The organism is Blastococcus saxobsidens DD2, from assembly GCF_000284015.1.
Lineage (GTDB): Bacteria > Actinomycetota > Actinomycetes > Mycobacteriales > Geodermatophilaceae > Blastococcus > Blastococcus saxobsidens_A.
Genome location: NC_016943.1, coordinates 4,491,723 through 4,510,984 on the forward strand (window position 1 = coordinate 4,491,723; position 19,262 = coordinate 4,510,984).

Below are 19,262 nucleotides of genomic sequence, written 5' to 3' on the forward strand. Positions count from 1 at the left end.
CACCGTACGACCCCGCCGCGTTGATCAGGTCACCTGATCGTCAAGGATCCTGGCTCAGCACCGGTGGTGAGCCAGGACCCGGAATGATCAGCTCACCTGATCATTCCGGGCGGTCAGCCCAGGGCGAGGTCGGCGAGGGCGAAGGCGGCCCGGTACTCGAAGCCGGCTTCCTCGACCGCCGCACGGCCGCCGCGGTCGACGATGACCGCGACGGCCACCACCTCGGCGCCGGCCTCCTGCAGGGCCCGGGCGGCGGTGAGCGGGCTGCCACCGGTCGTGGAGACGTCCTCGACGACGACGACGGCGCGGCCGGCGACGTCGGGGCCCTCGATCCGCCGCTGCAGCCCGTGGGCCTTGTCCGCCTTGCGGACGACGCATGCGTCGAGGAAGCCCTCCCCCGCCGCGGCCGCGTGCAGCATCGCCGTCGCCACCGGGTCGGCGCCCAGGGTCAGCCCACCCACGACGTCGTAGCGCAGGTCGCCGGTGAGCTGGCGCATCACCCGGCCGACCAGCGGCGCGCCCTCGTGGTGGAGCGTGACCCGGCGCAGATCGATGTACCAGTCGGCCTCCTGCCCCGAGGAGAGCGTGACCTTCCCGTGCACCACGGCCAGGTCGAGGATCAGCCGGTGCAGCCGGTCACGGTCGGGCAGGGCAGGCGCAGCCGTCATGGGCCCGACCCTAGAACCGACGCGGGGCGGCCGTCCGACCGGAGTGGGACGACGGTCCTGCGTTCCCCCTGCGGCCGCGGCCGGCGAGGGGGCCTCGCTCACCTGCCGGCCGGCTCGAGGACCTGGTCGATGATGTAGACGGTGGCGTTGGCGGTCTGGACGTTGCCGCAGATCACCGAGGCCTCCATGCCGACGACGGTGCCGTCCGCGGCGATGGAGAAGTCCTCACCGGAGCCCGCGATGGTGACCTGGTCGTCGTTCAGCGTGGGGTGCGTCCCGGCCAGCTCGTCGGGGGCGAGGCGCCCCGGGATGACGTGGTGGGTGAGCACCGTGGTCAGCGCGGGGGTGTCGGCCAGCAGGGCGTTCAGCGCATCGGCCGGGACGGCCGCGAACGCCGGGTCGGCCGGGGCCAGCACGGTGATGTCCGGGGTGGTGTTCAGGGTGTCCACCAGATTGGCGGCCTGGACGGCCCGCACCAGCGTCGACAGCGCCGGGTTGTTGCCGGCCGCGGTGGCCACCGGGGCGGTGCTCATGCCCTCGAAGCTGCCGGCGCCCTCGGTGGGCACGGCCGCGCAGCCCTCGCCGAACGGCCCCTCGGACACCGGCATGGCGGAGGTCTCCGGCACCGGGGACGCGCTCGGGGCGCTGGTGCCGGTGCTGGTGTCCGCGGCGGGGGTCTCGGCGGCGTCGTCCGAGCCGCAGGCGCTCAGCGTGATGGCGAGCGCGGAGACCGCGGTGAGGAGGACGCCGCGGGTACGAATGCGGTTCATGATCGGTGGTGCTCCTGTCGGGTCCAGGGCGAGGACGGTGTCGCGATCGGTCGGGATGGTGCGCCGGCTGCGGGAGCGGCCGGGAGCGACGTCGTAGGGCAGCATCCACTGCCGCCCCAGGTCGGCGTCCACTTGCGGCGAGTGCTCGCCGACTCGACCGCGCCGCTCGTCCGCTACCTGCGCTACGCCGTCTCGGCCCGGGAGGTTGTCCTCCCGCCGGTCCCTGGCCCGGTGGACCGGGCGGCCGGCAGCGTGCCGGCGCTGCTGGTGATCCCCACGATGGTGACCGCCGGAGCAGTCACGGCCGTCTCGCTGCCGCAGTCAGTGCTGTCGGCGCGCGGCTGAGGCCCGGGCGGGATCCGGTCAGCCCTGGCCGGTGGCCCGCTGCCACTTGCGGAAGCGGTACCAGTCGTTGGAGGGCTTCAGGGCCAGGAGCACGACGCCGACCGCGGTGAGGACGATCTGGAACCAGGTCAGGGCCGTGACGAACGGCAGGGGACCGCTGGAGGCGCCCGCGAAGGGGGCCGACAGCAGAGCGAGGCCGCCGAGCACCCACAGGACGATCCGGGCCCAGTTGCGGCCCTTCCAGGCGAACCAGATGAAGAGCAGCTGCAGGAGCAGGATCAGCAGGCTGAACGCCACACCCAGCTGCAGGGTCAGCTCGGCGAAGGCCTCCGCGTCGATCCCTTCGAGCTCCGGGTCGCCGAACTGTCCACCGGCCTCCGACAGCGTCCAGTCGCGGAACTCCTCCCAGTTGAGCACCAGCGCGAGGGTGCCCACGGCGCTGAGCACCAGCGCGGCCAGGAAGGCGCCGATGCCGGCGCGGACGGTGACGGGACGCTCCATGGGCGTCGGGGCGTCGGGGCCCCAGCCGCTGGGCGCGCTCGGCGCCGGCGCGTAGCCGTAGGGCGTCTGGCCCGGCTGGGGCTGGCCGTGCTGGGGGTACTGAGGCTGCCCGTATGGCGGCTGCCCCGGCTGCGGCTGGCCGTACGGAGGCTGCCCGTACGGGGGCTGGCCGTACGGAGGCTGTCCCTGCGGCGGCTGGCCCTGCGGCGACGCCGGTGGCCAGCCCGGCTGCTGCCCGCCCTGCCCCTCCGGCTGTCCCTGCTGGCCGTGCTGGTCGTCCTGACCCGCCGTCATCACGCCTCCGCTCGTCGCTCCCCGTCTCCGCGATCATGGCGGACCGTACCGACGGGAACCAGCACGGCACGCGGTGCCACCCGATCAGAAGGGCGCCCGCCGCACCCGGTCGGGCCCGGCGGGCGCCCGCGGCCTCAGCCGCGGGTGACGCTCAGCCCGGCGTCGCCCTCACCGGCGACGGCGGCCGTCCAGTCCACGAGCACCTCGTCGCCGTCCCGGATCTCGCCGGAGAGCAGCGCCTTGGCCAGCTGGTCGCCGATCGCCGACTGCACCAGCCGGCGCAGCGGCCGCGCGCCGTACACCGGGTCGAACCCGTTGAGCGCCAGCCATTCCTCGGCGGCGTCCGTGACGCGCAGGGTGAGCCGCCGGGCGGCCAGCCGCCGGGCCAGCACGCCCACCTGGATGTCGACGATGCCGGTGAGCTCGTCACTGCCGAGGGCACGGAACACCACGACGTCGTCCAGCCGGTTGAGGAACTCCGGCTTGAAGTGCGACCGGACCACCTCCAGCACGGCGTCTCGCCGTCGCTCCTCCGGCACCGACTGGTCGGCGATGATCTGCGAGCCCAGGTTCGACGTCAGGATCAGGATGGTGTTCCGGAAGTCCACCGTCCGGCCCTGGCCGTCGGTCAGCCGGCCGTCGTCGAGCACCTGCAGGAGCACGTCGAAGACGTCGGAGTGCGCCTTCTCCACCTCGTCGAGCAGGACGACCGTGTACGGGCGCCGGCGCACCGCCTCGGTGAGCTGGCCGCCGGCCTCGTAGCCGACGTAGCCCGGAGGAGCACCCACCAGCCGGGCCACCGAGTGCTTCTCGGAGTACTCGCTCATGTCGATGCGCACCATGGCGCGCTCGTCGTCGAACAGGAACTCCGCCAGCGCCTTGGCGAGCTCCGTCTTGCCGACACCCGTGGGCCCGAGGAACAGGAAGGAACCGGTCGGCCGGTCGGGGTCGGCCACGCCGGAGCGCGCACGACGCACGGCATCCGAAACAGCTCGGACCGCATCCGGTTGGCCGACGACCCGTGCGGCGAGCCCCTCTTCCATCCGCAGCAGCTTCTGCGTCTCGCCCTCGAGCAGCCGGCCGGCCGGGATGCCGGTCCAGGCCTGGACGACCTCGGCGATGTCGTCGGGGCCGACCTCCTCCTTCAGCATGGAGTCGCCGGTCTCGACCGAGGACTCGGCCTCGGCGAGCGCCTTCTCCAGTTGCGGGAGCCGGCCGTAGCGGAGCTCGGCCGCCTGGGCGAGCCGGCCGTCCCGCTCGGCCCGCTCGGCCTCCAGGCGCGCCCGCTCCAGCTCCTCCTTGATCTGCTGGATGCGGACGATGGCGCTCTTGTCCTGCTGCCACCGGGCGGTCAGCTCGGCGAGCTCCTCGCGCTTGTCGGCGAGGTCCTCGCGGAGTGCGGCCAGCCGCTCGAGGGACGACGCGTCGTCCTCCTTGCCCAGCGCCATCTCCTCGATCTCCAGCCGGCGCACCGCCCGCTCCACCTCGTCGACCTCTACCGGGCGGCTGTCGATCTCCATGCGCAGCCGGCTGGCGGCCTCGTCGACCAGGTCGATGGCCTTGTCCGGCAGGAACCGGGACGTGACGTAGCGGTCGGACAGGGTGGCCGCGGCGACGATCGCGCCGTCGGTGATCCGGACACCGTGGTGCACCTCGTAGCGCTCCTTGAGCCCGCGCAGGATGCCGATCGTGTCCTCGACCGAGGGCTCGCCGACGAACACCTGCTGGAAACGGCGCTCCAGCGCGGCGTCCTTCTCGATGTGCTTGCGGAACTCGTCCAGCGTGGTGGCGCCCACCATGCGCAGCTCGCCGCGGGCGAGCATCGGCTTGATCATGTTGCCGGCGTCCATGGACGAGTCACTGGTCGCGCCGGCGCCCACGAGGGTGTGCAGCTCGTCGATGAAGGTGACGACCTGGCCCTCGGCCTCAGTGATCTCCTGGAGCACGGCCTTCAGCCGCTCCTCGAACTCACCGCGGTACTTCGCGCCGGCCACCATCGAGCCCAGGTCCAGCGCCATGAGCCGCTTGCCCTTGAGGCTCTCGGGCACGTCGCCGGCCACGATCCGCTGGGCCAGGCCCTCGACGATCGCCGTCTTGCCGACGCCCGGCTCACCGATGAGCACCGGGTTGTTCTTGGTCCGCCGCGACAGCACCTGCACGACCCGGCGGATCTCGGTGTCCCGGCCGATGACCGGGTCGATCTTCCCCTCGCGGGCCCGCTCGGTGAGGTCGACGGCGTACTTCTCCAGCGCCTGGAAGGTGCTCTCCGGGTCCGCCGTCGTCACCTTGCGGTTGCCGCGGACGGTGCGGAAGGCCGCCACGAGCGCATCCGGGGTGGCACCGGAGCCGGTCAGCACCGCACCCGCCTCGCCCTCGGAACCGGCGAGGCCGACCAGCAGGTGCTCGGTGGAGACGTACTCGTCCCCGAGGGCACCGGCCTGCTCACCCGCCGCGTTGACCACCCGGAGGAACTCGCGGGACGGGGAGGGCGCCGACACGGTGGCGCCGCTGACGCTGTGCATCCGGCGCAGCGCCGCGTCGGCCTTGCTGCGCACGTCCACCGGGTCGGCGGCGACCGCGGTCAGCAGCGGGCCGGCGATGCCGTCGGTCTGCTCCAGCAGGGCGACGAGCAGGTGCAGCGGCTCCAGTGCCGCCTGACCCCGGCCGACGGCGAGGCGCTGGGCGCCGGCGACGGCCTCCTGCGAGCGGGTCGTGAGCTTGCTCTCCATGCTCGGGCGCACGTCCTTTCGTCTCTGTCGTCTCCGCCGTCCATCCGTGGCGGGCGCGCTGCCTGCTCCAACGACGCATGGGTTGAGTCTGTTCCGCTCAACTCTGCCATGACCCCGGCCGGCCGCACAGCCCGGCGTCGACGCACGTCATCCGCCCGTCCGGACGAGAGGCGGCGGTGGTGTCCCGGCGTCACAGCAACATCGGCCTAGACTGTGGCCATGACCGCCCTGCCGGCGCCGAGCGTGGCGCTCGACGACCAGCTGTGCTTCGCCCTGTACGCCGCCTCGCGGGCGGTGACCGCGCGGTACCGCCCGATGCTGGACGCCATCGGGCTGACCTACCCGCAGTACCTCGTGATGCTGCTGCTCTGGGAGTCGGACAACCAGACGGTGGGCCAGCTGGGCTCGCGGCTCGCCCTGGACAGCGGCACCCTCTCCCCGCTGCTCAAGCGACTGACCACCGCCGGCCTGGTGACGCGGAACCGGCGGGTCGAGGACGAGCGTTCGGTGTCCATCGCCCTCACCGACGCGGGGCGTGCCCTGCAGGAGAAGGCCATCGCCATCTCCGAGGAGATGATCGGGGCCATCGGCTTCGACACCCGCGAGTTCGACGACCTCAAGAGCCGGCTGCGGCTGCTCACCGACCGGGTCAACGGCGCGGCCGCGGCCGCGGACCGGTCGACCGCCGGACGGTAGGCGGCACCTTCTCCGGGTAGGAGCTGCCCACGGCGCCGCCCGAGCCAGAGGCGGCCACGGCCCGGAAGGGGCAGCATGCCCACTCGTACCGCTCGTACCGCCTGGAACGGCACCCTGCAGGAGGGCTCCGGCCAGGTGGAGCTCAGCAGCTCCAAGGTCGGCACCTACGAGGTCTCATTCCCCAAGCGCGCCGCTGACGAGGCCGGAGGGACGACCAGCCCCGAGGAGCTCATCGGCGCCGCCCACTCGGCGTGCTTCGCGATGGCCCTCTCGAACGAGATCGGCAAGGCCGGCGGCACCCCGCAGTCGCTGGAGGTCTCCGCCGATGTCACGCTCGGCCAGAAGGACGGCGCCCCGGCGATCACCGGGATCACGCTCACCGTCCGCGGCGAGGTCGACGGCCTGGACGCCGCGGGCTTCGAGAAGGCCGCGCAGGCGGCCAAGGTCGGCTGCCCCGTCAGCAAGGCCCTCACCGGTACCGAGATCACCGTGGACGCCTCCCTGGAGCAGTAGGAGGACCCTCTCCTGCCCCCACCGCTCACACGCTCGCGGCGGGACCCTGCAGGAGCGCCTCTCCTGACGCGGCGGCGGCCCGTCTCCCCCGGGAGACGGGCCGCCGTCGTGTTGTCAGCGGCCGGTCAGCGGACCATGGGCTGCCTCGGGCGAGCGACCTCGTCGGTGCGCTCGCCGTCGGCATCCCGGCCTTCGATGCGGTCGGTGTCGATGCGTACGGCGTCGGACCGCTCGGCCCGCTCGCGTTCGTCCCCGGTCTCGGTGCGCAACGCGACCTCCCGGATGAAGAGGACCGCGAGGACGGCGACCACCGATACGACGGCGGAGACCAGGAAGATCCGCCCCGTCGCGTCGCCGTAGGACATGCGGATGAGCGCCTCGACCGGAGCCGGCGCGTCGGCCAGGTCGGCCAGGTCGGCCAGTCCCACCGCACCACCGCCCGCCGCCTGGGCGGCGCCCGGCATCCCGGTCAGGCGGTCCTGGACGAGGTCGCCGACGTGGTTGCTCAGCACCGCACCCAGCACCGCGACGCCGACGGTGCCGCCGAGGCTGCGGAAGAAGGCCACCGCGGAGCTGGCCGCGCCCAGGTCGGCGGCCGCGACCGTGTTCTGCACCGCGAGCACCAGGTTCTGCATGCTCATGCCGATGCCCGCCCCGAGGACGAACAGGAACACGCAGAGCAGCACCATGTCCGTCTCGTGGTCGATGGTGGCCAGCAGCCCGAAGCCCGCCATCACCAGCACCGAGCCGGCCGTGAGGTAGGCCTTCCACCGGCCGAAGCGGGTGATGAGCAGCCCCGAGACGGTCGAGGACAGGACCAGGCCACCCACCATCGGGATGGTCAGCAGCCCGGCCTCCGTGGGCGAGAAACCGCGCGAGATCTGCAGGTACTGGCCGAGGAAGACGGTGGACCCGAACATCGCGACGCCCACCGCGATGCTCGCGATGATCGCGAGGGTGGTGGTGCGGTCCCGGAAGAGCCGGAGCGGCACGATCGGCTCGGCCGCCCGCGACTCGGTGACGAGGAACGCGACGACCGCGAGGATCGCGCCGCCGAGGAAGAGGGCGCTCTGCACCGAGACCCACGGGAAGCCGTGGCCGGCCAGGGTGACCCAGATCAGCAGCGCCGAGACCCCCGCGGCGAGGAACGCCGTCCCCAGGTAGTCGATCGTCACGTCCCGCCGGATCACCGGAAGGTGCAGGGTCCGCTGCAGCAGCACCAGCGCGATGGCGGCGAAGGGCACCCCCACGTAGAAGCACCAGCGCCAGCCGAGCCAGCTGGTGTCCACCAGCACCCCGCCGATCAGCGGCCCGCCCACCGTCGCCGCGGCGAAGACCGAGCCCATGAGGCCGGCGTACCGCCCCCGCTCGCGCGGGCTGATCATCGCCGCGATCGCGATCTGCACCAGCGCCTGCAGGCCGCCCAGGCCCAGACCCTGCAGCGCCCGCCAGGCGATGAGCGTCTCCACCGTCTGCGCCAGCCCGGCCAGCATCGACCCGGCGATGAACACCACGATCGACAGCTGGATCAGCAGCTTCTTGCTGAACAGGTCGGCGAGCTTGCCCCAGATCGGCGTGGAGGCCGTGGACGACAGCAGCGTCGCCGTGACCACCCAGGTGTACTGGTTCTGCGTGCCCCGCAGGTCGGTGATGATCGTCGGCAGGGCGTTGGACACGACCGTGGAGGACAGGAACGCCACGAACATCGCCAGCATCAGGCCGGACATGGCCTCCAGCACCTGGCGGTGCGTCATCCTCCCCGGCTGGGCGGCCGGCGCCTGCGGCACGGACGCCCGCACGGGGCTCCCGGACGGTCGGCGTGCGGCGGCGGCGGGAGCAGCCCGAGGGCCCGCGGTCACCGGGAAGCCGCCGGGCGACCGTGCGCCGGGACGGCGGCGCGGAGGAGCCGGGGAACGCTCACCACGAGGCGGTCCCGGGGTGCGGAGCTGAGGGGCATGACGGCGTCCTTGCGATGATCACCTGCTTGCAGACCGCAACCATAGGCGCGGAAAGTTGCGGTCTGCAACGCGCACCCCGGCAGCCCGCCGCGGCGGAGCTCAGCCCGTAGCGGGCGGCGCGACCCCGCCGGCCTCGGCCTCGCGCGCCTCACCGATCCGGTTGAGCCGCTCGAGCAGCACGGCCAGCGTGGCGACGTCGTCGGCCGGCCACCCGGCCAGGTCGGTCTCCCAGCGGGCGCGGCGGGCGGCGCGGATGCGCAGCAGCCGGGCCGAGCCCTCCGCCGAGGGCGTCAGCACGTGGGCGCGCCCGTCGTCGGGATCGGCGGCGCGGTCGACCAGGCCGAGCTCGACCAGGCTGGCGACCTGCCGGCTCACCGTGCTCTTGTCCAGGCCGAGCCGGAGCACGAGATCGCTGGCCCGCAGGGGGCCGGTGTCCTCGAGCAGCGCCAGCAGCCCGTACGCGGCGCCGTCGAGGTCGGGGTGCAGCTCACGGGCCAGCCGGGCGGAGATCGCCCGCGACCTGCGCAGCAGCAGCCCGATCTCCCGCTCGAGGGCCACGAAGGCCGGGTCCGCGTCGGTCACCGGCCACCCCCCGGCCGCCAGACCACCAGCGCCGAGCTCGGCCGGCGGTGCGGCACGAGATCGGCGCGGTAGGCGGCCGGGACGGCAGCCTCGGCGGCCATCCGCCGGTTCTCGGAGTGCTGGAGTTCCGCGAGCAGCTCGTGCACCCGCGCCTGCAGCGCCTCCACCTGGGACTCCAGGTCGATGATCCGCTTGATGCCGGCGAGGTTGACGCCGTCCTCCTGCGAGAGCCGCTGCACCTCGCGCAGCAGCGCGACGTCGCGCGGGCTGTACCGCCGTCCACCGCCGGGCGTCCGGCCGGGGCTGACCAGGCCGAGCCGGTCGTACTGCCGCAGCGTCTGCGCGTGCATGCCGGCCAGCTCGGCCGCCACGGAGATCACGAAGACCGGCGCGTCCTCCGCCACCGCCCGCCCGAGGGGCCCTCCCGCTCGCACGCTCATCCCGCACCTCCGCCGCGCACCGCAGCGGTGATCTGCGGACGCGGGTCCTCGTCCATCTCCTCCGCCAGCGTCTCGATCACCTTCCGCTGCGCGGGCGTCAGCCGCACCGGGACGGCGATCTCGAGGGTGACCAGCAGGTCACCCGAGCGCCCCTTGCCCGGCACCCCGCGCCCGCGCACCCGCAGGGTCCGGCCGCTCGCGGTGCCCGCGGGCACCTTGAGCGAGACGGTGCCGTCCAGCGTGGGCACCGTCAGGGTGGTGCCCAGCGCCGCCTCGGCGAAGGTGATCGGCACGGTGAGCGTCAGGTCCTCGCCCTTGCGGCCGAGCAGTGAGTGCTCGGAGACGTGGACGACGACGAACAGGTCGCCGGCGGGGCCGCCCCGCCGTCCGGGTGCTCCCTTGCCGGTCAGCCGGATGCGCTGGCCGTCCCTGACCCCGGCCGGGATCCGGACGGTGATCGTGCGGGTCTGCGTGGTGACGCCACTGCCGGAACAGGTGGGGCACGGGTCGTCGACCACCTGGCCGCTGCCGCGGCAGTTGCGGCAGGGCTCGGAGAAGGCGAACGCCCCCTGGCTGCGGCTGGTGACCCCGGCCCCCTGGCACACCGGGCAGGTGTGCGGCGAGGTGCCCGGGCGGGCGCCGCTACCGGCGCACGTCGGGCAGCTGCCCGGGCTCTGCATGCGCAGCGGCACCGTCACCCCGAGGACGGCCTCCTCGAAGGAAAGGGTCGCCTCGGTCTCCACGTCCTGGCCCCGCGCGGGGCCGGACGCCGCCTGGCTACGCGCCCGCGCCCCGCCACCCCCGGCGCCGCCGAAGAGGCCGCCGAGGATGTCGCCGAGCCCGCCGGCCCCGCGGGCGCCCGCCCCGGCTCCGGCGCCCCCGAAGAGGTCGCCGAGGTCGAAGGGCTGACCGCTCGGGCCCGCGCCGGGGAAGCCGCCGGGGAACCCGGCCCGGGCGCCGGCCCCACCGGAGCCGAACAGCCGCCGCGCGTCGTCGTACTCGCCGCGCCGCTTGGGATCGGAGAGCACGTCGTAGGCCTCGGAGACCTCCTTGAACCGGGCCTCGGCGGAGGCGTTGCCCGGGTTCTTGTCCGGGTGCAGCTCGGTGGCCAGCTTGCGGTATGCCTTCTTGATCGCCGCGGCGTCGGCGTCCTGCGGGACGCCGAGCGCGCCGTAGTAGTCCTTCTCGATGAAGTCACGGGTGCTCATCACTGCTCCGCAGGGGAACTCGAAACCTTCGGTTCATTCACCAGACCCGCCTCCTGGGTTGGGCAGCGCCGCAGGCACCGATGGCACACCGGAGGTGCGTTGCGGAACCGGAATCCTCCGGCTGGTTCATCCGGCCCCCTCTCGCGCTCGGTCGGAGGCCGGTCAGCCGGCGGCCGGGTCGGTGGACTCGGCCGGCTCGGCCGGCGCGGGGGACTCCGGCTCGGTGACGGCCACCATCGCCGTCCGCAGCACCCGGTCGCCCCGGCGATAGCCCTGTCGCAGCACCGTCGTGGCCGTCGGCACCTCCACGTCCGCGGAGGTGTCGTGCATGACGGCCTCGTGCAGCGACGGGTCGAACGGATCGCCCGACACGCCGAACGCCGCCACGCCCAGGCCGTCGAGCAGGCCCAGGATCCGGTCGGCGACGAGCTTGAAGGCCCCGGTCAGATCGCCGTGGTCCCGAGCCCGCTCGATGTCGTCGACGATCGGGAACAGCTGGGTGGCGAACCGCTCCGCCGCCTGGTCGACGACCATCGACCGGTCGCGGTCGATCCGCCGCCGGTAGTTGGCGTACTCGGCGGTGACCCGCTGCAGGTCCTCGGTGCGCTCGGCCAGCTGGCGGGCGAGGTCGCCCTCGGCGGCGCCGTCTCCGGACGGTGCCGTCGCCGGCTGCTCGGTCACCGGCGTCTCGTGCTCGCTCATCTGCTCCCCTGGGAGGTCGGTACCGGGCCGGACGCCGGCCGGCTGCTCGCCGGCCGGCGTCCGTACTGCACCAGTGGTGGGGTCGATCCGCCGCTTGTCACGGATGACGACCCGCGGCTGCTCGTCCCCGGCGTGCGTCATGGTCGGCGGTTCTCGTCCTCGTCGACGATCTCGGCGTCGACGACGTCGTCGTCGTTCGTCGTCGCGCCCTGAGCCGCGCCGTCACCGGCCTCCGCGCCGGATGCGCCTGCGCCACCGGCCGTCTCGGCCTGCTGGGCGTAGAGGGCCCCGCCGACCTCCTGCGACACACGGGCGACCTTCTCCTGCGCGGACTTGATGGCCTCGATGTCGGAGCCACCGAGGGCCGAGCGCAGCTCGGTCAGCGCCTCGCCGAGCTCGTCCTTCTTCTCGGCCGGGATCTTGTCGCCGTTCTCGGCCAGGAACTTCTCGGTCTGGTACTGCAGCGACTCGGCGAGGTTGCGGGTCTCGGCCTCGTCGCGGCGGCGCTTGTCCTCCTCGGCGTGCGCCTCGGCGTCCTTCATCATCCGCTCGATGTCGTCCTTCGGGAGGGCCGAGCCACCGGTGATGGTCATCGACTGCTCCTTGCCCGTGCCGAGGTCCTTGGCGTGGACGTGGACGATGCCGTTGGCGTCGATGTCGAAGGCGACCTCGATCTGCGGGACGCCCCGCGGCGCCGGCGGCAGACCGGTCAGCTCGAACATGCCGAGCTTCTTGTTGTACATCGCCATCTCGCGCTCGCCCTGGAACACCTGGATCTGCACGGACGGCTGGTTGTCGTCGGCCGTCGTGAAGATCTCCGAGCGCTTCGTCGGGATCGTGGTGTTGCGCTCGATGAGCTTGGTCATGATCCCACCCTTGGTCTCGATGCCCAGGGACAGCGGGGTGACGTCGAGGAGCAGGACGTCCTTGACCTCACCGCGGAGGACACCGGCCTGCAGCGCGGCACCGATGGCCACGACCTCATCGGGGTTGACGCCCTTGTTGGGCTCCTTGCCCCCGGTCAGCTCGCGCACCAGGTCGGACACGGCGGGCATGCGGGTCGAGCCACCGACGAGGACGACGTGGTCGATCTGGCCGACGGAGATGCCGGCGTCCCGGATCGCCTGGTTGAACGGCGCCTTGGCGCGGTCGAGCAGGTCCTGGGTCATCCGCTGGAACTCGGCGCGGGTGATCGTGACGTCCAGGTGCAGCGGGCCCTCGGCGCCGGCGGTGATGTAGGGCAGGTTGAGGTTGGTCGACTGGGCGCCCGACAGCTCGATCTTGGCCTTCTCGGCGGCCTCGCGGAGCCGCTGCATGGCCAACTTGTCCTTGGACAGGTCGATGCCGTTCTGCGCGTTGAAGGTCTGCACCAGGTGCTTGACCACGCGCTCGTCCCAGTCGTCACCACCGAGGTGGTTGTCACCGGCGGTGGCCTTCACCTCGATGACGCCGTCGCCGATCTCGAGCAGCGAGACGTCGAAGGTGCCGCCACCGAGGTCGAACACGAGGATCGTCTGCTCGGTCTCGCCCTTGTCCAGGCCGTAGGCCAGCGCGGCCGCGGTCGGCTCGTTGACGATGCGCAGGACGTTGAGGCCCGCGATCTCGCCGGCCTCCTTGGTGGCCTGGCGCTGCGCGTCCTCGAAGTAGGCCGGCACGGTGATGACGGCGTCGGTGACCGGCTCGCCGAGGTAGGTCTCGGCGTCCCGCTTGAGCTTCTGCAGCACCCGGGCGGAGATCTCCTGCGGGGTGTACTGCTTGCCGTCGATGTCGGCGGACTTCCAGTTCGTGCCCATCTCGCGCTTGACGCTGCGGATGGTGCGGTCGACGTTGGTGACCGCCTGGTTCTTCGCCGACTGGCCGACGAGGACCTCGCCGTTCTTGGCGAACGCGACGACCGAGGGGGTGGTGCGGGAGCCCTCGGAGTTGGCGATGACCGTCGGCTCGCCGCCCTCCAGGACGGTGACGACGGAGTTGGTGGTGCCGAGGTCGATACCGACCGCTCGAGCCATGGAGATGGCCTCTCTTCCGTGTGCTGGGGTGGTTCTGGTCCGTCTGGGGAGTCGGTGGCCGCCCTTGCGTTGGGTCCACTCAACTTTCCTGCCCACCCTAACGGCAGTCCGGCCGGTCGTGTTCCCGGGGCCCGTGTTCATCGTTCCTCCTTGCCGAGGTGCCGGCGTGTGGTCGCCGGTGCCGCTCCATGGCGCGGCCCGGCAGTCCACACCGCGGCACTCGGCGCGCGGTCCGTCCACAGACGTCCGGCCCGCGGCCCCGGCGTCGGGCCCGGCTGCTCCACACTCCCCCGGTGCACCCGCTCCTCCGGGCCGTCGCCGAACGGCAGCACGGCCTCTTCACCGCCGTCGACGCGCACCGCGCCGGCTACGCCCACGCCGAGATCCGGCACCTGTGCAACTCGGGCCGGTGGCACCGGCTCCGGCGCGGGATCTACGTGGGCGCCGAGACGTTGGACGGGGTCGACGGCGACCATCGGCACCTGCTCGACTGCGTCGCGGTGTTCCTGGCGCTCGACCGGCCGGCCGCGGCGCTCAGTCACCACACGGCCGCGCGACTCATGGGCCTGCCCGTCCGTCGCCGGCGCGACGCCGTCGTCCGGCTCACCGATCCGGCGCACGGGCGCACGGGGCAAGGGTTCGTGGTGTCCCGCGGGCCGCTGGATCCCTCGGAGATCAGCATCCGGGAGCCCCTCCGGCTCACCGCTCCCGCACGGACACTCGTCGACTGCGCGCGGGAGTGGCCGCTCGAGGACGCCGTCGTCGCCATGGACGCAGCCCTGCTCGCTGACCGAACCACCCGGGAGCAGCTCGTCGACGCGGTCGCACGGGCGCGCGGCTGGCCCGGCGCGCCACGGGCCGGCCGCGCGCTGTCGCTCGCCGACGGACGCGCGGAGTCACCGCTGGAGACCCGAGGCCGTCTGCGGATGGTGGGCGCCGGGCTCCCGCAACCCGTGCTGCAGGTGGAGATCCGCACCGGTGGGCGGTTCGTCGGCGTCGTCGACGCGTGGTTCGACGACGCCGCGGTGGCGGTCGAGTTCGACGGGCGGGTGAAGTACACCGACCCGTGGCGGGATCCCGCGCGGGTGCTGTGGGAGGAGAAGCGGCGCGAGGACGAGCTGCGCGCCCTCGACATCGCCGTCGTCCGGATCGCCGATGCCGACCTCGGCCCCGGATGGCCGGCCGTGGAGGAGCGGTTGGGCAGACTCCTGTCCCGGCGACCACCCGCTGTCCGGAGGTTCTGTGCCGTCCCCCGTCGGCGCGGGGTCGCCCGGGTTCGGTGAGGTCCGCGGCACGGACGTCGGTACCGCGCTGCGGAGCGGCCCCGGCCACCACACCGCGGCACCGGTGGGGGCGCGGTCAGCGAACCCCGGCGAGCCGCGCGAAGACGACGACGTTGTCCCGGTAGTTGCCGCTGGCAGGGTCGAACGAGCCGCCGCAGGTGATCAGGCGCAGTGCCGCGTGGTCGGTGTCGCCGTAGACCTCGACGGTCGGGAAGGCGTCCTTGGGGTACCGCGCGACCCGGTCGACGGCGAAGACCGCCGTCGTGCCGTCCGCGCGGTCGACGTGGATCTCGTCACCCGGCTGCAGCTCGGCCAGCCGGAAGAAGACCGCCGGCCCCTCGGCAGCCGAGTCGACGTGCCCGGCGATGACCGCCGGGCCCAGCTCGCCCGGGGCCGGGCCGCCGCGGTACCAGCCGGCCACGTCGTAGTCCGCCGGCACCTCGAGCGAGCCGTCGGGCAGCAGCCCGAGCGACGCCAGCGGCGGGGTCGTCGTGTCGATGGAGGGGATGGTCACCGAGAGCGGGACCGCCTCGGGGAGGACCGGGCCCACGACGGCCGGTGCAGGTGCCGGGGCCTGCGGCGCCGTCACCCCGGACGACGGCCCGGGAGGCGGCACGGAAGGCGGCACGGCGGGCGACGGGGTGACCGAGGACGGCGCCGGAGCGGCGGCGGCCGACGGCACGATCGGCACCGACTCCTGGGTGGCCAGCCCGACGCCGATCAGCGAGGCGCCGCCGACGGAGAGCGCGGCGATGGCCGCCCTCGCGAGGCGAGGGCGGCCATCGGCGCGTGCTACGTGCTTGGCCATCGGGGAAGGTCAGACGTCCCCGCGGGCCGTGCGACGGCGGTAGGCCAGGGCACCGGCGCCGGCGAGACCGGCCGCACCCAGGGCGAACAGGGCCTCGTTCTCGACACCGGCGGTGCCACCGCCACCGGCGTCGACGCCGCCGGAGGGCATCTGACCCATCTGGTCGGTGGCGCCGCAGAGAGCCGGTGCGGTCGCCTCGAGCGGCAGCGACGGGTCGATCTCGCTGACCGGCGGCGGCGGGCCGTACTGGCCGTTCGGGCTGATCGTGTCGATGCCGTGCTGGACCACGGAGACGTCGGCGAGGTTGATGTCGCCGTCGATCTGGCTCAGGTCGAAGGTGCGCTCGTAGGAGACCTCACCGCTACCGCTGGCCACGGGGAACCGCTCGACGGCGAGCGCGCTGTCGGGCCCGAAGTCGCCCTCGGTGGTGAGCGAGAGCTGGATGCCGCCGTAGAAGGGCTGCCCCTCGGGAGTACTGAGGACCCCGTCGTCACCGGCGGCGGACATGGGCGGGCAGATGTTCTGGCCGCCGATGTGGATGTGCTGGGCGTGGGGCAGGCCCGGCACGACACCCATCGTGTCGATGTTGACGGTGAGGGTGTTGGCCTCCTCGTCGAGGTACAGCTCTGCGGTACCGGAGGCGCCGCTGTTGTTCAGCGCCCCCAGGTCGATGGTCGCGGACTCGGCCGCGGCTGCCGGGCCGGCCGTGAACAGTGCGAAGGGAACGGCGAGTGCGGCGGCGGACAGGTATCTCGTGCGCATCGGACATCCTCTGCTCGAATGCCGCGCCCCGGACGAGCAGCGGCCCTCCCCAAACTGCCCAGCTCAGTGGCACAAGATTCGGTAGGACGCCGATCTGTCACACCCAAATCCGCTGGATGACGATCACATGACGAGCCCACTGATCGGGGCGCAGCAGCACGCATCGCCCCCCTATCCTTTGTCGCCCCGAATTCCTCATCGGCGTGTCCGACGGCGGAACCGGCGTGTCTCTGATTCCGGAGCCGGCCTCGCCGCTGCGGCCGCCGACACAGCCGGCGCATCGGATGACAGCTGTGTCATACGCGGCCGGAGGAGGGCCTCAGCAACCGCAGGCACCCGCCGGTGGGCGCGGCGCACCACGGGAGCGGTGGACATCGAGGCGCAGCGCCCCGGTTACCCGCGAGTAGCCTCCTGGCGCGCCCGCTATCGTGCGACCCAGTGCGGCGAGTCTGCCCGCACGCGGTCCGGGCGCCGGCTCCAGAGCCGGGGCCGTTGGTGCGCGCACCACACACAGCTCCGGTCCCCTCCGTGGCGGGCCGGGGACAGCCGACGCCGCCAGGCGTACGGGAGGGGAAGAGATGACGGGCCCGCTGCAGATCGTCCTGGGGACGATCAGCATCCTGTTCCTGATCGTGGCGAGCGTGATGGCCTACCGGGCCGTGCGCGCGATGATCCGGATCATCCGCACCGGCCAGCCCGACGACAGTCGATCCGGGCCGGTCAAGAGCCGGCTGAAGACACTGCTGGTCGAATCGCTCGGCCACACCCGGATGCTCAAGTGGTCGTCGATCGGCGTCGCCCACTGGTTCGTCTTCCTGGGTTTCTACGGCCTGTTCCTCACGCTGGTCGAGGCGTTCGGCGAGGTGTGGAACCCCGCGTTCCACCTGCCGCTGATCGGTGAGTGGTTCCTGTGGAACCTGTTCGCCGACATCATCGGCACCGGCACGATCCTCGGGATCCTGTACCTGATCTACCGGCGCCAGAAGGACCACCCGCGCCGGCAGGGCCGGTCGAGCCGCTTCGCCGGCACGAACGAGGGCCGCGGCTACTTCGTCGAGGCCGTCGTCCTGACCGTCGGCATCGCCATCCTGCTGATCCGCGCGCTCAAGGTCTCCTCCGACCTCACCGACGCGCCGGCCTGGTCGCACCCGATCTCCGGGGCCCTGGCCACCGTGCTGCCCGACAGCCCCGACCTGCTCAGCATCGTCGCATTCATCAAGATCGTGGTGAGCCTGGTCTGGCTGGTGGTGATCAGCCGGATCCTGAACATGGGTGTGGCCTGGCACCGGTTCAGCGCCTTCTTCAACATCTACTTCAAGCGCGAGGCCGACGGCCGCCAGGCGCTCGGTCCGTTGCCGGCGATGACCTCGGGCGGCAAGCCGATCGACTTCGAGGACCCGGGCGAGGACGACGTCTTCGGTCGCGGCAAGATCGAGGACTTCACCTGGAAGGGGATGCTCGACTTCACCACCTGCACCGAGTGCGGGCGATGCCAGAGCCAGTGCCCGGCGTGGAACACGGGCAAGCCGCTCAGCCCGAAGATGGTGATCATGGATCTTCGCGACCACCTCTACGCGAAGGCGCCCTACCTCCTCGGTGAGAAGACGGCGAGCGAGACCGCACCGGACTACGACGTCCTCAAGCCCAGCGACGAGCAGGTCTGGGCGTCGGGCTACGCCCGCATCGAGGGCACCAACGACGCCCAGGCCCACCGCCCGCTGGTCGGCACCCTCGAGGAGGGCGGGGTCATCGACCCCGACGTCCTGTGGAGCTGCACCAGCTGCGGCGCCTGCGTCGAGCAGTGCCCGGTCGACATCGAGCACGTCGACCACATCATGGACATGCGCCGCTACCAGGTGCTGATCGAGTCCAACTTCCCGTCCGAGGCCGGCGTCATGCTGCGGAACATCGAGAACCGCGGCAACCCGTGGGGCATGGGCGGCAGCGCGCGCACCGACTGGATGAAGGAGCTCGACTTCGACGTCCGCGTGGCCGACGGCCCGCTGCCCCACGAGGTGGAGTACCTGTTCTGGGTCGGCTGCGCCGGTGCCATCGACGACCGCGCCAAGAAGGTCACCAAGGCCGTCGCCGAGCTGCTGCACACGGCCGGGGTCGAGTTCGCCGTCCTCGGCGACGGCGAGACCTGCTCGGGTGACCCGGCGCGACGCCTCGGTAACGAGTTCGTGTTCCAGATGCAGGCGATGCAGAACATCGAGACCCTCGACGGGGTCTTCGAGGGCCGGGTGCCCGGCACCCGCAAGATCGTGGCCACCTGCCCGCACTGCTTCAACTCGCTGGGCAAGGAGTACCCGCAGGCCGGCGGCGAGTACGAGGTCGTCCACCACACGCAGCTGCTCGGCCAGCTCGTGGAGGAGGGCCGGCTGACCCCGGTCACGCCGATCGACCGCAAGGTCACCTACCACGACCCGTGCTTCCTGGGCCGGCACAACAAGGTCTACACGCCGCCGCGGGAGATCCTGGACTCCGTTCCGGGCCTCTCCACGCAGGAGATGCACCGCTGCAAGGACCGCGGGTTCTGCTGCGGCGCCGGCGGCGCCCGCATGTGGATGGAGGAGAAGATCGGCAAGCGGATCAACGTCGAGCGCACCGAGGAGGCGCTCGAGCTCGATCCCGACGTCATCTCCACCGCGTGCCCGTTCTGCATCACGATGCTGAGCGACGCGCTCACGGCCAAGAAGCAGAGCGGCGAGGCCGGCGAGCACGTCGAGGTCCTCGACGTCAGCCAGATCCTGCTGCGTTCGCTGACCCCGGTCGGGGTCAGCGCCCCGGGCGCCGAGTCCGGTGCCGACGTCGGCACCAAGGCCGACGACGTCGTGGGGCTCGACTCGGCCAACACCCAGCACGACCCGAAGGACTGAGAAAGGACCTCCTCGCCCCCATCGCCCGCACGCCCGCGACGGGCCCCTGCGAGGAGGCCGAGAGCGACGGCGCGCGTTCCCCGCGAGGGGGGCGCGCGCCGTCGCCGTCGGACGA

Annotated in this window: 17 protein-coding genes; 5 read left to right on the forward strand and 12 right to left on the reverse strand. The window is 72.6% G+C overall.

The genetic code is table 11. From position 1 onward, the window contains the following. Positions 1-113: 113 nt before the first annotated feature. Together pyrE and BLASA_RS21305 are read right to left on the reverse strand one after the other, a co-directional pair. A complete protein-coding gene (gene pyrE, locus BLASA_RS21300) occupies positions 114-668 on the reverse strand; it encodes an orotate phosphoribosyltransferase (protein WP_014378331.1) in 555 nt (184 codons plus the stop codon). Positions 669-766: 98 nt separating this feature from the next. Then, a complete protein-coding gene (locus tag BLASA_RS21305; protein ID WP_014378332.1) occupies positions 767-1,570 on the reverse strand; it encodes a fasciclin domain-containing protein in 804 nt (267 codons plus the stop codon). A gap of 9 nt (positions 1,571-1,579) precedes the next feature. On the opposite strand from BLASA_RS21305, the gene BLASA_RS21310 reads away from it, so the two are divergent. Next, on the forward strand, positions 1,580-1,783 hold the full coding sequence (locus BLASA_RS21310; protein WP_014378333.1) for a hypothetical protein: 204 nt from the start codon (positions 1,580-1,582) through the stop codon (positions 1,781-1,783). An 18-nt stretch (positions 1,784-1,801) separates the two neighbouring features. Here BLASA_RS21310 and BLASA_RS21315 read toward each other — a convergent pair whose 3' ends face one another. Next, positions 1,802-2,578, reverse strand: a complete 777-nt coding sequence (locus tag BLASA_RS21315) for a hypothetical protein (protein WP_166486419.1) — start codon at positions 2,576-2,578, stop codon at positions 1,802-1,804. 134 nt (positions 2,579-2,712) lie between these two features. Further along, a complete protein-coding gene (gene clpB, locus BLASA_RS21320) occupies positions 2,713-5,307 on the reverse strand; it encodes an ATP-dependent chaperone ClpB (RefSeq protein WP_014378335.1) in 2,595 nt (864 codons plus the stop codon). Between the two features lie 219 nt (positions 5,308-5,526). On the opposite strand from clpB, the gene BLASA_RS21325 reads away from it, so the two are divergent. Beyond that, the gene (locus BLASA_RS21325; RefSeq protein ID WP_014378336.1) at positions 5,527-6,003 is read left to right on the forward strand and encodes a MarR family winged helix-turn-helix transcriptional regulator; all 477 of its coding nucleotides are present in this window, start codon (positions 5,527-5,529) and stop codon (positions 6,001-6,003) included. Positions 6,004-6,078: 75 nt separating this feature from the next. Continuing rightward, entirely contained in the window at positions 6,079-6,516 is a 438-nt protein-coding gene (locus BLASA_RS21330; RefSeq protein ID WP_014378337.1) for an OsmC family protein, read from the forward strand. A 125-nt stretch (positions 6,517-6,641) separates the two neighbouring features. Here the strand turns inward: BLASA_RS21330 and BLASA_RS21335 are convergent, their stop codons facing one another. The 6 genes from BLASA_RS21335 to dnaK form a co-directional block, all read right to left on the reverse strand. Continuing rightward, positions 6,642-8,270: an MDR family MFS transporter gene (locus BLASA_RS21335; RefSeq protein WP_014378338.1), complete on the reverse strand. Its 1,629-nt coding sequence runs from the start codon at positions 8,268-8,270 to the stop codon at positions 6,642-6,644. Between the two features lie 303 nt (positions 8,271-8,573). Beyond that, on the reverse strand, positions 8,574-9,056 hold the full coding sequence (locus tag BLASA_RS21340; protein ID WP_014378339.1) for a MarR family winged helix-turn-helix transcriptional regulator: 483 nt from the start codon (positions 9,054-9,056) through the stop codon (positions 8,574-8,576). Further along, positions 9,053-9,496, reverse strand: coding sequence for a heat shock protein transcriptional repressor HspR (locus BLASA_RS21345; RefSeq protein ID WP_014378340.1), 444 nt, complete (start codon positions 9,494-9,496; stop codon positions 9,053-9,055). Before BLASA_RS21345 ends, BLASA_RS21340 begins: the two co-directional genes overlap by 4 nt. Then, positions 9,493-10,704, reverse strand: coding sequence for a molecular chaperone DnaJ (dnaJ, locus tag BLASA_RS21350; RefSeq protein ID WP_014378341.1), 1,212 nt, complete (start codon positions 10,702-10,704; stop codon positions 9,493-9,495). The genes BLASA_RS21345 and dnaJ overlap by 4 nt, the downstream gene beginning before the upstream one ends. A 162-nt stretch (positions 10,705-10,866) precedes the next feature. Then, complete coding sequence (gene grpE, locus BLASA_RS21355; protein WP_014378342.1) at positions 10,867-11,547, reverse strand: nucleotide exchange factor GrpE; 681 nt, start codon at positions 11,545-11,547, stop codon at positions 10,867-10,869. Next, positions 11,544-13,415 (reverse strand): molecular chaperone DnaK, encoded by a 1,872-nt coding sequence (gene dnaK / locus BLASA_RS21360; RefSeq protein ID WP_014378343.1) that lies wholly within the window; start codon positions 13,413-13,415, stop codon positions 11,544-11,546. Before dnaK ends, grpE begins: the two co-directional genes overlap by 4 nt. Before the next feature lie 293 nt (positions 13,416-13,708). Here dnaK and BLASA_RS21365 point away from each other — a divergent pair, with 293 nt between their 5' ends. Further along, the gene (locus BLASA_RS21365) at positions 13,709-14,698 is read left to right on the forward strand and encodes a type IV toxin-antitoxin system AbiEi family antitoxin domain-containing protein (RefSeq protein WP_014378344.1); all 990 of its coding nucleotides are present in this window, start codon (positions 13,709-13,711) and stop codon (positions 14,696-14,698) included. 76 nt (positions 14,699-14,774) lie between these two features. Here the strand turns inward: BLASA_RS21365 and BLASA_RS21370 are convergent, their stop codons facing one another. Together BLASA_RS21370 and BLASA_RS21375 are read right to left on the reverse strand one after the other, a co-directional pair. Beyond that, on the reverse strand, positions 14,775-15,506 hold the full coding sequence (locus BLASA_RS21370) for a class F sortase (protein ID WP_014378345.1): 732 nt from the start codon (positions 15,504-15,506) through the stop codon (positions 14,775-14,777). A gap of 9 nt (positions 15,507-15,515) precedes the next feature. After that, on the reverse strand, positions 15,516-16,268 hold the full coding sequence (locus tag BLASA_RS21375; RefSeq protein WP_014378346.1) for a CHRD domain-containing protein: 753 nt from the start codon (positions 16,266-16,268) through the stop codon (positions 15,516-15,518). A gap of 578 nt (positions 16,269-16,846) precedes the next feature. Between BLASA_RS21375 and BLASA_RS21380 the strand changes: the two genes are divergently transcribed. Continuing rightward, a complete protein-coding gene (locus BLASA_RS21380; RefSeq protein ID WP_014378348.1) occupies positions 16,847-19,147 on the forward strand; it encodes a heterodisulfide reductase-related iron-sulfur binding cluster in 2,301 nt (766 codons plus the stop codon). Positions 19,148-19,262 lie beyond the last annotated feature (115 nt).